Source organism: Actinospineispora spinosispora DSM 44797 (genome assembly GCF_000429025.1).
In the GTDB taxonomy this organism is placed as follows: Bacteria; Actinomycetota; Actinomycetes; order Mycobacteriales; family Pseudonocardiaceae; genus Pseudonocardia; species Pseudonocardia spinosispora.
Map to the genome: position 1 here is coordinate 88,775 of NZ_AUBB01000010.1, position 12,425 is coordinate 101,199.

Below are 12,425 nucleotides of genomic sequence, written 5' to 3' on the forward strand. Positions count from 1 at the left end.
GTCGAGGTCATGACGGAGCCGGTGATCTACCCCAGGCACTGGGAAGCGGACGTCGTCGCCTCCGACGGCGGTGTGCTGCACCTGCGCCCGATCCTGCCCTCGGACGCGGACGACCTGCTGGCCTTTCACTCGAGGCTGTCCGACCGCACCCGCTACCTGCGCTACTTCGGGCCCTACCCGCACATCCCGCCCAGGGACCTGAAACGGTTCGTCGAGGTCGATCATCACGATCAGGTGGCATTCGTGTGCCTGCTCGGCAGCGAGATCGTCGCGGTCGGGCGATACGTACGCCTCGACGACACCGCGTCGGCCGAGGTGGCCTTCGTGGTCCGCGACGACCACCAGGGCCGGGGGCTCGGGTCCATCCTGCTGGAGCACCTCGCCGCGGCGGCAGGGGAGAGCGGCGTCCAGCGGTTCGTCGCCGAGGTGCTGGTGGAGAACAACACGATGGTCCGGGTGTTCCGGGACGCCGGCTACCAGGTCAGCCGCGAGTTCGCCGACGGCGTCCTACACCTGGAGTTCGACGTCGAGGCAACCGAGCGCTCCCTCGCGGTGCGCAACGCCAGGGAGCAGGCGGCGGAGGCCCGGGGAGTGCACAACGTGCTGCACCCTGGCTCGGTCGCGGTGATCGGCGCGTCCACCGATCCGGCCAAGATCGGCCACGCGGTACTGGCCAACCTGCTGCGGGGCAACTTCACCGGACCGGTGTACCCGGTCCACCCGGACGCGCGGTCGGTGCGTGGCGTGCGCGCATACCCGTCGGTGACCGACATCCCCGACGACGTGGACCTGGCGGTGGTCGCGGTTCCCGCCGCGCTGGTGGACGACGTGCTCGACTCCTGCCTGGTCAAAGGCGTGCGGGCGCTGGTGGTGCTGAGCGCCGGGTTCGCCGAGGCGGACGCCGACGGCTCGCGCGCGCAACGACATCTGGTGACCCAGGCCAGGTCACACGGCATGCGGGTGATCGGGCCCAACGCCCTCGGAGTGATCAACACCGATCCGGCGGTGTCGCTCAACGCCACCCTCGCGCCGGACCTGCCGGGTCTGGGCAGGGTCGGCTTCTTCTGCCAGTCGGGAGCCCTCGGCATCGCCATCCTGGCCGGGCTGGCGTCCCGGGGCCTCGGACTGTCCACGTTCGTCTCGGCGGGCAACCGGGCCGACCTGTCCGGCAACGACCTGCTGCAGTACTGGCAGACCGACCCGGACACCGATGTAGTGCTGCTGTACCTGGAGACGTTCGGCAACCCGCGCAAGTTCGCCCGCCTGGCGCGGCGTCTGGCCAGGCAGAAGCCGGTCGTCGCGGTCAAGAGCGGCCGCCACACCGCGCCGCTGCCGGCGTTCGGGGCGAGCATGGTCCCGGTCGACGAGGCGAGTGTCCAGGTGCTGTTCGAGCAGTCCGGGGTCATCAGGGTGCAGACCCTGCCCCAGTTGTTCGACACCGCGTTGCTGCTGGCCTACCAGCCGCTGCCGACCGGGCCCCGGGTCGCGGTGGTGGGCAACTCCAGCGCGCTGGGCGTGCTGGTGTGTGACGCGCTCCTGGACGAAGGGCTGGTCCCGGCGGGGGCGCCGGCGGACATCGGGGCGTCCGCCGCGCCCGAACGGTTCGCCGAGGCGGTCGCGACCGCGGTGGCCGATCCCGAGGTCGACGCGCTGATCGCGGTGTTCGTCCCGCCGCTGGCGATTCCCGTCGGTGAGTACGCGCGGGCACTGCGCAGGGCGGCGACGGACGCGGGCAAGCCGGTCCTGACGACCTTCCTCGGCGCCGAGGGGATTCTGGAGGAGCTTGCGGCGCCGGGCCCGGACGGCCGGCCGGGCCCGGGTTCGGTGCCCAGCTACTCCAGCCCGGAGCGCGCGGTGGCCACGCTCGCCCGTGTGTTGCGGTACGCGCAGTGGCGCGACGGCCCGGTCGGCGACTACGTACGGCCGGACGGGATTCGCCGCGAGGACGCCCGCGAGCTCGTCGAACGATGCGTGCCGGCCGACGGCGCGGGTGTCCAGCTCGATGATCAGGACGCCCTCGCGCTGCTGGCCTGCTACGGGATCGAGGTGACGGCGTTCCGGATGGCCGGGTCGGCGTCCTCGGCCGTGCAGGCGGCCGACGAGCTGGGATATCCGGTGACGCTCAAGGGCGTGGGGGAGAAGTGGCAGCGACCCGAGCTGATCGGCGTCCGGCTCGACCTCGGTTCGGCGGACGCGGTGACCGCCGCGTACCGGGACCTGGTCGGGGTGACCGGCGAGACCGAGCTGATCGTGCAGCGGATGGCTCCCAAGGGGCCCAGCTGCGGGCTGGCCGTGGTGGACGACCCGTCGTTCGGGTCGCTGCTGTCCTTCGGGCTGTCCGGTATCGCCACCGAGCTTCTCGGTGACCGGGCGCACCGGGTGGTCCCGCTCAGTACCCGGGATGCCCACGAGCTGATCCGGGCCCCGCGAGCCGCACCGCTGCTCGACGGGTACGGCGGGGCCGAGCGGGCCGATCTCGCCGCGTTGGAACAGCTGGCGTTGCGGGTCAGCGCACTCGCCGAGGACATCCCCGAGCTGAGGTCGCTGCGGCTGCAGCCGGTGCTCGCGGCACCCACGGCGGCGTCGGTGACCGCGGCCAGGATCGTCCTCGGCCCGCCGCCCAGTCAGCTGGACGGCGGGCCGAGGAGGTTGCGCTGAGCCCGGTGAGGCTCGGGTCGATCAGCGGAACGTGACCTGCAGCGTCGGTGTGCTCGTCGAGGCGAAGAAGTCGTTGCCCTTGTCGTCGACGACGACGAAGGCGGGGAAGTCCTCGACCTCGATCTTCCAGACCGCCTCCATCCCCAGCTCCGGGTACTCCAGGACGTCCACCTTGCGGATGCAGTCCTTCGCCAGCCGAGCGGCCTGGCCGCCGATCGAGCCGAGGTAGAACCCGCCGTGCGTCGCGCACGACTCGGTCACCTGCGCCGACCGGTTGCCCTTGGCCAGCATGACCAGCGAGCCGCCCGCCGCCTGGAACTGTTCGACGTAGGAGTCCATCCGCCCGGCGGTGGTCGGGCCGAAGGACCCGGACGCGTAGCCCTCGGGGGTCTTGGCCGGGCCCGCGTAGTAGACCGGGTGGTCACGCAGGTAGTCCGGCATCGGCTCGCCCGCGTCGAGCCGCTCGGCGATCTTCGCGTGCGCGATGTCGCGGGCGACCACCATCGACCCGGTGAGGGCCAGCCGCGTCTTGACCGGCAGCTGCGACAGCTGCGCGCGGATCTCCGACATCGGCCGGTTCAGGTCCACCCGCACGACGTCGGTCGAGTCGGCCAGATCGTCCTCGTCGACGTCGGGCAGGAATCGTGCCGGGTCCCGTTCGAGCTGCTCGAGGAACACCCCCTCCGCTGTGATCTTGGCCTTCGCCTGGCGGTCGGCCGAGCAGGACACCGCGATCCCGACCGGCAGCGAGGCGCCGTGCCGGGGAAGGCGGATGACCCGCACGTCGTGACAGAAGTACTTGCCGCCGAACTGGGCGCCGATGCCGAAGTTGCGGGTCAGCTCCAGGACCTGGGCCTCCAGGTCACGGTCGCGGAACGCTCCGCCGGTCCCGGAGCCCTGTTCGGGCAGCGTGTCGAGGTAGCGCGCCGAGGCGAGCTTGGCGACCTTGAGCGTGTACTCGGCGGACATGCCTCCCACCACGATCGCCAGGTGGTACGGCGGGCAGGCCGAGGTCCCCAGCGAGCGCAGCTTCTCGTCGAGAAACGTGGCGAGGCGCTTGGGGTTCAGCAGCGCCTTGGTCTCCTGGTACAGGTAGGTCTTGTTCGCCGACCCACCGCCCTTGGCCATGACGAGGAACTCGTAGCGAGGCTTCTCTCCCGGCAGGTGCTGCAGCTCGACCTGGGCGGGCAGGTTCGTGCCGGTGTTGCGTTCCTCCCAGAAACTGACCGGAGCCATCTGCGAGTACCGCAGGTTGAGCTCCTGGTAGGCCTCGAACACGCCCCGGGAGACCGCCGCCTCGTCGCTGTCGCCGGAGCCGCCGGTGAGGATGCCTTCGGAACGTTTGCCGATGACGATGGCGGTACCGGTGTCCTGGCACATCGGCAGCACGCCGCCCGCCGACACGCACGCGTTGCGCAGCAGGTCGGTGGCGACGAACCGGTCGTTGGAGCTTGCTTCCGGGTCGTCGATGATCGATCGCAGCTGTGCGAGGTGCGACGGCCGGAGGAGGTGCTGGATGTCGGTCACGGCGGCCTTGACGAGGCCGGTGATGGTGGTGGGCTCGATCCGGAGGAAGTCCCGTCCGTCGACCTGGAGCGGCGTCACGCCACCCAGGTCGAGCTTGCGGTACTCGGTGTCGTCCGGGCCGAGTGAGAGCACGTCGGTGTGGGTGAACTCGGGCACGTCAGGACGTTACCCCGAACATGCACAACGGGGCGTCGAAGGCAGATGTGTTGCCCTCGACACCCCGTCGGCGAAACCGATCAGCGTTGCACTGAAGCCGGCTGAGGTGAGCGTGTTCCGCGAACACACCCCACCCACCACCGCCGGCTTCAGCTGGCGTAGGCGCGGAGGCGGTTGGCTCGGTCGCCCACCCGCAGCTTCGCCATGACCTCGCGCTCGATCTGGCGGACCCGCTCGCGGGACAGCCCGAACGTGCGGCCGATCTGGTCCAGGGTGCGCGGCTGGCCGTCGTCGAGGCCGTAGCGCATCCGGATCACGTTCTGCTCGCGGTCGTCCAGCGTGGCGAGCACCCGGCGCAGGTCGTCGTGCAGCAGGTGCGAGATGACCGTCGTCTCGGCGTCGGTCGCCTCGGCGTCCTCGATGAAGTCGCCCAGCGGGGCCTCTTCCTCGTTACCGACCGGCATGTCCAGGCTCACCGGGTCACGCGAGTGGTCCAGCAGGTCTGCGATCTTCTCGACCGCGATACCGGACTCCTCCGCGATCTCCTCGTGGGTGGCGTCCCGGCCCAGCCGCTGGTGCAGGTCGCGCTTCACCCGGGCGATCTTGTTGACCTGCTCGACCAGGTGGACGGGCAGCCGGATCGTGCGTGCCTGGTCAGCCATGCCGCGGGTGATGGCCTGACGGATCCACCACGTCGCGTAGGTCGAGAACTTGAAGCCCTTGGCGTAGTCGAACTTCTCCACCGCGCGGATCAGGCCCAGGTTGCCCTCCTGGATGAGGTCCAGCAGCGGCATACCGCGCCCCGTGTAGCGCTTGGCCAGCGACACCACGAGCCGCAGGTTCGCCTCGAGCAGGTGGTTACGCGCCCGCTCGCCGTCGCGCACGAGGGCGCGCAAATCGGCGGCGCGGCCCGACGTCAGGCTCTCGTCGGTGTCGAGCACGTGCTTGGCGAAGACCCCGGCCTCGATGCGTTTCGCCAGGTCCACTTCCTCTTCGGCGGAGAGCAGCGCCCGCTTACCAATGCCGTTCAGGTACACCCGAACCAGGTCCGCCGCGGGGCTCTGGGCGTCCAGATCCTCGGCAGTAGTCTCCAGTTCCGGGTGCGCGGAGCGCTGAGCAGGTACAGTGGCCTTGCGAGCGCTGGCGTTGCGGGTGTTGGTCTTCGGCTTGGTCTTCAGCAGAGTCATCTGCGTCCCTCCCTACGCGACCGTCGGCTGCTAGCTCGGTGTGCCCGCTCGACGGCGTCATCATGTAATACGTTCGGGAGGCCCGTTTCGTTCCCAACCTTGCGGTGTGCTCTGCGCCTCTCTGAGAAATTTCCTGAGAGTGCAGGTCGGGAGCCGGGAACGTCGATGAGGGCGAACGAGGAGGTCCCGCCGTGTCAGCGACGGATGATTCGACGCGGAATCCATCCGAGACCCGAGTGAACCGAGCGAAGGATGTGGCTGAGAACACAGCCGACTCGCCAGGTCTCGCGGCTCTGACAGCGCTGGCGGCCCGGTACGACCCGATCGGCTTCGGAGCCGCCCTGGTACGGGCGGGTGCATCGCTGGCGGGCCAGCCGGCTCCCGTGGCGCGGGCGGCGGTCGACTACTGCGTGCGCAGTGGGCAGGCGGGGCTCACCTCGATGTTGCGGGCGGCCGGGCTCGTGCCGGCCGAGCCGGCCGTCGCCGGTGATCGCAGACACGGTGATCCCGCCTACCGCGACAACAGCTGGTTCGCACTGTGCCTTCGCCAGCACCAGCTGTTCGCCGAGCAGCTGCGGGCGCTGTCCTCGGCGGCGGTGCTCGACCCGACGACGCGACGCAAGGTCGACTTCGCGGTCGAGCAGGTCATCGCGGCCGCCGCCCCGGCGAACTTCGTGGTGAGCAACCCCTCGGTGCTGCGCCGTGCGTTCGACACCGGCGGGCAGAGCCTGGTGCGTGGCATGGCGAACATGGTCCGTGACCTGGCCACGAATGACGGTCAGCCACGCCAGGTCCCGTCGGACGGTCTCCGGGTCGGGACCGAGCTGGCGACGAGCCCGGGCAAGGTCGTGTACCGCAACCGGCTGATCGAGCTGATCCAGTACGCGCCGGCCACCGACACGGTGCACGAGACGCCGATGTTGTTCAGCCCGCCGTGGATCAACAAGTACTACGTCATGGATCTCGCCCCCGGCCGCAGCCTCGTCGAGTGGGCGGTCCGGCACGGGCACACCTGCTTCGCGATCAGCTACCGAAACCCCGACCAGAGCATGCGCGACCTCGGGATGGCCGACTACCTGCGCGAAGGCCCGCTGGCCGCGCTCGAGGTGATCCGTGAGATCACCGGCTCGCCGTCGGCGAACGTGGTGGCGTTGTGTCTCGGCGGGACGCTGGCCACGGCCACCTCGGCGTGGCTGGCCGCACGGGGTGAACCGGGGGTCAACTCGCTCACCCTGATGAACACACTGCTCGACTTCACCGAACCGGGTCCGCTCGGTGTCTTCACCGACGCCGCCGCCGTGGCGAACCTCGCCACAGTGATGGACGACGACGGCTACCTGCCCGCGCAGACCATGAAGGCGACCTTCGACGTGCTGCGTCCCGCCGAGCTGGTGTGGAACTACGTGGTGGACGGCTGGCTCATGGGCGCCGAGCCCGCGTCGTTCGACATGCTGGCCTGGAACGCAGACTCGACGCGTATGCCGGCCACGATGCACACCGAGTACCTGACCGCGTGCTACGTCGAGAACCGGCTCGCGCTGGGGAAGATGGAGCTCGCGGGGGAGAGGCTGGATCTCGGCGACATCGAGCACGACAGTTACGTCATCACCGCCGAGGCCGACCACATCGCGCCCTGGACCGGTGTGTACGCCAGCGCGCGGCTGCTTGGCGGAGCTGTGCGGTTCGTCCTGTCCAACTCGGGCCACATCGCGGGTGTGGTGAACCCTCCGAGCCCGAAGTCGCGGCACTGGTTCGCCGATCTACCGACGTTGCCCGAGGAGCCTGCGCAGTGGCGCGCCGACGCCGTCGAACGGCGAACCAGCTGGTGGGAGGACTGGACGCCGTGGATCGCGGCGCATGCCGGCGCACGTGTCGCGCTGCCCGGGGTGGGGAGCGCGACGTACCCGCCACTGTCCGACGCCCCCGGTGAGTACGTGTTCGGCTGAGTCCATCCGGTGCGCGTCTTCTCAGCTGGGTGTGTGAGATACCGCGCAAATCGCCGGGTGCCATGGGATGTCCGGCATCACAATGGGGCCATGAGTGACCGACAGTCCGACGATGGTGCCGGACGGGCAGCCAGTGATCCGTGGGGGGCCCAGATGGATGCGCTGGGCGGATTCATCCGCGCGCAGCGGCAGCTGGCGAAGTTGTCCCTGCGTGAGATGGCGAGCATGACCTCCGTCTCGAACGCCTACCTGAGCCAGATCGAGCGGGGACTGCACCAACCGTCGCTCAAGGTGCTGCGGTCGATCGCCGACGCACTGAACCTCAGCACCGAGCAGATGCTCGCGGAGACCGGCTGGGTCCGTACGAACGGCTCCGCGCCGCGCACCGACAGCTCCGCGAACGGGACCAGCGACACGGAGGAGTGCATTCGCCGCGACCCTCGGCTGAGCCAGTCGCAGCGTGAGGCGCTGCTCAGCGTCTATCGCAGTTTCGTCTCCGGCGGCGGCTCGGACTGAGCCGGGCGCCGTCGGCCGAGCAGACCTGCTCGGGTCCCGGCTTCGAGCGCGAGCCAGAGTTTCGCGGTTCCCTCGCTGGAGGTGGGTTTCAGACCGGTCAGCCGCCGCACCGTGCCCAGCCGGTACACGAGCGTCTGCCGGTGGATGCCGAGTGCCGCGGCGCTGACCTGCCACGCGCCGTCGTTGCCCAGGAACGTGCGGAGTGTCTCGACGAGCGCCGTTCCGTTGGCCTCGTCGTGCTCGATGATCGGCCCCAGGTAGCGGTCCACCAGTTCGGTCGCCTCGGCCACGCTGCGCGGGGGCAGCCCGCTCAGCTCCGCGTAGCCGGTGCGACGCCGCGACGGGGTGGCGTGCGCGAGTGCCACCCGCGCCTGCCTGGCGGCTTCGGGAACGTCCAGCGCGTCGGTGAGCGGACGACTCACCCCGACCCGCGTGGCGCCCCCGAGTTCGGCCAGCAGCTCGTCGAGCAGGCGTGCGTCCGAAGGCAGCAAGGCCACCAGCCCACCGTCTCGATGCGACAACAGCGGATGGCGCTCGTCGAACGCCGTGCTGTGCTGTAGCTGGTCGTCGGAGCCGGCCGCGGCGAACCGGGCGACGCACAACGGGGCGGTCAGGCCTCGTCGGGTCAGCTCGGCGCGGACGGCGGCCAGCTGGAGACGCCCGTCCAGGAGATCGTCGAACAGCTGCGCCCCGGTGTCGCGCAGCTGGTCACGTTCGGCCGCGCGCTGCTCCAGCTCCACTCCGATCAAGCCCGCCAGATGGTGCAGGACCAGGGTGTCGAGCCGAGGGCGACGCCCAGGAGCCGCGATCAGCTCGGCGGGGGAGGTACCGGGGACGGGCACCGACTCGGTGCCGGAGCGCGAGGTGCTCGTCCGGCCGCTCGAGGCGAGCGTGCGCCCGGAACGGCGGTCGCGCAGCTCCAGCGCCCACCCCAGGTTCTGTGCCACGAGGCGCAGCCGCTCCGCGAGGTCGACGCGGCTGCGCAGCGCCTGGCCGTAGGCGTCGTAGAGCCGTCGGATCTCGACGATCCGATCGCGCTCGGCGCGCAGCACACTCTCGATGACCACGTGTGCGACGCCGGCGAACTCCAGCTCGAAGTCCGCGTCGATCAGCGGGAACCGGAGCTCGTCGGCCGCGCGGCACATCTGCGCCGAGATCGCCGGGGTACCGGGTCTCGGGCCGATCAGGATGCCGCTGGCACGGGTCCGGGCCAGCTCGACGAGCCACTCGACCTGGTCGGCGGGCTCGGCGGGGATCCCTCCGCCGGTCGTCATGACGAGGTCCCCCGCGCCGACCCAGGTCCACGGGTCCGGCATGTCGCAGGTGTGCGCCCAGGTGATCGGGCGCCCACCACCGGACGAGCCCGCGTAGTAACCGAGCTCGAGCGATGCCACCGAGACGAGCTCGTCGACCGTGATCATGTGCCTCACCGCGCTGTTGGCGATATGTATGAATCACTTGCCTGACGTCATACATTCTTCCATAGAGCGGGCCCGATGGACCTGTCGATACTTCAAGCACTCGCCCGGCGACCCCACGCGAGTCGACTACCTCCAAATCCGCTGCTTGCCCAGCACACCCAGCAGGAGTTTCATCATGTGGATCGGCGTACCCCGTGAGATCAAGAACAACGAGTTCCGCGTCGCGCTGACCCCCGCCGGGGTGGCCGAGCTCGTCGCGGCCGGTCACGACGTGCTCGTCGAGGAGAACGCCGGCCTCGGCTCCGCGATGCCGGACAGCGAGTACCTCGCGGCCGGCGCGAAGATCGGCTCCAGCGCCGACGCGGTGTGGTCGGAGTCGGAACTCGTGCTCAAGGTCAAGGAGCCGATCGCCGCCGAGTACGACCGTATGCAGGAGGGCCAGACCCTCTTCACCTACCTGCACCTGGCCGCTTCCAGGGAGTGCACCGACGCCCTGATCCGCCGGAAGGTCACCGGCATCGCCTACGAGACCGTCACCGGTCCGGGCGGCTCGCTCCCGCTGCTGGCCCCGATGAGCGAGGTCGCCGGTCGCCTGGCGCCGCAGGTCGGCGCCCAGGCGCTGCTGGCCGCCAGTGGTGGACGCGGCATGCTGCTGGGTGGCGTGCCCGGTGTCGAGCCGGCGAAGGTCGTCGTGATCGGCGGCGGTGTCTCCGGCGCCGCGGCCGCCGAGATCGCACTGGGCCTGCGCGCCCAGGTGACGATCCTCGACCGCAACCTCTTCCGGCTGCGCGAGCTCGACCGGGTGTTCGGCGGACGCGTCCAGACGGTCGCAGCCACCGGCGCGTCCATCGAGCGCGCGGTGCTCGACGCGGACCTGGTCATCGGCGCGGTGCTGGTCGCGGGCGCCAAGGCGCCGAAGCTGGTGAGCAACCAGCTCGTGTCGCGGATGAAGCCGGGCAGCGTCCTGGTCGACATCGCGATCGACCAGGGCGGTTGCTTCGAGGACTCGCGTCCGACGACCCACGACGACCCGACCTTCCAGGTCCACAACTCGGTCTTCTACTGCGTGGCCAACATGCCCGGCGCGGTGCCGCACACCTCGACCCAGGCACTGGCGAACGCGACGCTGCCCTACACCGTGGCGCTGGCCAACCGCGGCTGGAAGAACGCCCTGCGCGAGGACGCCGCGCTCGCGGCCGGTCTGAACACCTACAACGGCCAGGTGACCAACGCACCGGTCGCCGCCGCTCACGACCTGCCCGCGCTCAGCATCGCCGACGTGTTGAAGTAAGACCTACCTCCGGAGCCCTGCCATGACCTTGACCGACCACCCGATGCAGGCCGCCGAGACCGAGCGTGACCTCGCCTCGGTCGCGGCCGACCACCTGTGGATGCACTTCAGCAGGATGGGCCGCTACGCCGATCAGCCGGTGCCGATCGTCACCAGGGGAGAGGGCGTCCACCTCTGGGACGACAGGGGACGGCGCATCCTCGACGGGCTGTCCGGCCTGTTCGTGGTGCAGGTCGGTCATGGCAGGCGCGAACTGGCCCAGGTCGCGGCCAAGCAGGCCGAGGAGCTGGCCTACTTCCCGATCTGGGGCTACGCGCACCCGCACGCCATCAAGCTCGCGGAGCGGCTCGCCGACGCGGCGCCCGGCGACCTGAACCGGGTCTTCTTCACGACCGGTGGAGGTGAAGCGGTCGAGAGCGCCTGGAAGGTCGCCAAGCAGTACTTCAAGCTCATCGGCAAGCCGCTCAAGCACAAGGTGATCAGCCGGGCGATCGCGTATCACGGCACACCCCAGGGTGCGCTGGCGATCACCGGTCTGCCGGCGATGAAGCAGGACTTCGAGCCACTCACCCCCGGCGGCCACCGCGCGCCGAACACCAACATCTACCGCGCCACCGAGCACGCCGACGACCCCGAGGCCTTCGGCCGCTGGGCCGCCGACCGCATCGAGGAAGCCATCCTGTTCGAGGGCGCCGACACGGTGGCCGCGGTGGTCCTCGAGCCGGTGCAGAACTCCGGCGGCTGTTTCACCCCGCCGCCGGGCTACTTCGCCAGGGTCCGTGAAATCTGCGACCGGCACGACGTTCTGCTGGTCTCCGATGAGGTGATCTGCGCCTTCGGGCGGCACGGTGCGACGTTCGCCTGCGAGAAGTTCGGCTACCAGCCCGACATCATCACCTGCGCGAAGGGCATGACCTCCGGCTACAGCCCGATCGGGGCGATGATCGCCACCGACCGGATCATGGAGCCGTTCCTCGCCGACAAGGTCGCCTTCCCGCACGGCTACACCTTCGGTGGGCACCCGGTGTCCTGTGCCGTGGGACTGGCCAACCTGGACCTCATGGAGCGCGAGGGCCTCAACCAGCGGGTACTCGACAACGAGCAGGCCTTCGGGGACACCCTGCGCACCCTGCTGGACCTGCCGATCGTCGGCGACGTGCGCGGCGACGGCTACTTCTGGGCCGTCGAGCTGGTCACCGACAAGGCGACCAAGAAGACCCTCGACGCGGCCCAGCGCGAGCGGGTGATCGCCAACTTCCTGCCCGGCGCCCTGTTCGAGAACGGCCTCTACTGCCGCCCCGACGCCCGGGGCGACGCGGTGGTCCAGCTGGCGCCCCCGCTGATCTGTGGCCAGCAGGAGTTCGACGAGATGACCCAGATCCTCCGCCACACCCTGACCGAGGCCACAGGCCTGCTGTAGCCCCTTTTCGTGAGTGGGAAGGCCGTCTACCCCGAAGGGGCGCGAAGCGTAGCCGGAGTGGGCACTCACGACAGCTTTTCCGTCGTGAGGGTCCAGTCCGGCTATAGGCGGCCTTCCCACTCACGAGTCGACGGCGAAGCCGAGATGCCTTGGACTCAGCCACAGCGTCTGTGGTCCCGACCGCGTGCCAAGAGTGCGCGGCCTCGGGGTTCTCGTGAGTGCTGAGGCCGCCTATAGCCGGTCTAGGCACTCACGACGAAAAGCGTGTCGTGAGTGCCTAGACCGGCTACGCTTCGCGCCCCT

8 protein-coding genes are annotated in these 12,425 nt (G+C 69.9%); 5 read left to right on the forward strand and 3 right to left on the reverse strand.

Annotated features, from left to right (window positions below; translation table 11 throughout):
• The first annotated feature begins 9 nt into the window (after positions 1-9).
• Positions 10-2,658 (forward strand): bifunctional acetate--CoA ligase family protein/GNAT family N-acetyltransferase, encoded by a 2,649-nt coding sequence (locus G406_RS0104225; RefSeq protein ID WP_028932848.1) that lies wholly within the window; start codon positions 10-12, stop codon positions 2,656-2,658.
• Positions 2,659-2,679: 21 nt separating this feature from the next.
• Here G406_RS0104225 and G406_RS0104230 read toward each other — a convergent pair whose 3' ends face one another.
• Complete coding sequence (locus G406_RS0104230; protein ID WP_028932849.1) at positions 2,680-4,341, reverse strand: fumarate hydratase; 1,662 nt, start codon at positions 4,339-4,341, stop codon at positions 2,680-2,682.
• 149 nt (positions 4,342-4,490) lie between these two features.
• Positions 4,491-5,528: a sigma-70 family RNA polymerase sigma factor gene (locus tag G406_RS0104235; protein WP_084215763.1), complete on the reverse strand. Its 1,038-nt coding sequence runs from the start codon at positions 5,526-5,528 to the stop codon at positions 4,491-4,493.
• 254 nt (positions 5,529-5,782) lie between these two features.
• Here G406_RS0104235 and G406_RS44535 point away from each other — a divergent pair, with 254 nt between their 5' ends.
• Positions 5,783-7,474 carry a PHA/PHB synthase family protein gene (locus tag G406_RS44535; RefSeq protein ID WP_245607007.1) on the forward strand — a complete coding sequence of 564 codons (1,692 nt, stop codon included), beginning with the start codon at positions 5,783-5,785 and terminating at the stop codon, positions 7,472-7,474.
• 90 nt (positions 7,475-7,564) lie between these two features.
• Positions 7,565-7,990, forward strand: a complete 426-nt coding sequence (locus tag G406_RS0104245) for a helix-turn-helix domain-containing protein (protein ID WP_028932851.1) — start codon at positions 7,565-7,567, stop codon at positions 7,988-7,990.
• Here the strand turns inward: G406_RS0104245 and G406_RS44540 are convergent.
• Positions 7,954-9,411 (reverse strand): PucR family transcriptional regulator, encoded by a 1,458-nt coding sequence (locus tag G406_RS44540; RefSeq protein WP_051341580.1) that lies wholly within the window; start codon positions 9,409-9,411, stop codon positions 7,954-7,956. The two genes, G406_RS0104245 and G406_RS44540, sit on opposite strands and share 37 nt — an antisense overlap.
• Positions 9,412-9,586: 175 nt before the next feature.
• On the opposite strand from G406_RS44540, the gene ald reads away from it, so the two are divergent.
• Together ald and G406_RS0104260 are read left to right on the forward strand one after the other, a co-directional pair.
• On the forward strand, positions 9,587-10,702 hold the full coding sequence (gene ald / locus G406_RS0104255) for an alanine dehydrogenase (protein ID WP_028932852.1): 1,116 nt from the start codon (positions 9,587-9,589) through the stop codon (positions 10,700-10,702).
• A gap of 22 nt (positions 10,703-10,724) precedes the next feature.
• On the forward strand, positions 10,725-12,122 hold the full coding sequence (locus G406_RS0104260; protein WP_028932853.1) for an aspartate aminotransferase family protein: 1,398 nt from the start codon (positions 10,725-10,727) through the stop codon (positions 12,120-12,122).
• The last annotated feature ends 303 nt before the right edge of the window (positions 12,123-12,425 follow it).

Coding starts and splice junctions, on each gene's coding strand:
- G406_RS0104225 (WP_028932848.1), top strand. CDS start 10: ATGACGGAGCCGGTGATCTACCCCAGGCACTGGGAAGCGGACGTCGTC.
- G406_RS0104235 (WP_084215763.1), bottom strand. CDS start 5,528: ATGACTCTGCTGAAGACCAAGCCGAAGACCAACACCCGCAACGCCAGC.
- G406_RS0104245 (WP_028932851.1), top strand. CDS start 7,565: ATGAGTGACCGACAGTCCGACGATGGTGCCGGACGGGCAGCCAGTGAT.
- G406_RS44540 (WP_051341580.1), bottom strand. CDS start 9,411: ATGATCACGGTCGACGAGCTCGTCTCGGTGGCATCGCTCGAGCTCGGT.
- ald (WP_028932852.1), top strand. CDS start 9,587: ATGTGGATCGGCGTACCCCGTGAGATCAAGAACAACGAGTTCCGCGTC.
- G406_RS0104260 (WP_028932853.1), top strand. CDS start 10,725: ATGACCTTGACCGACCACCCGATGCAGGCCGCCGAGACCGAGCGTGAC.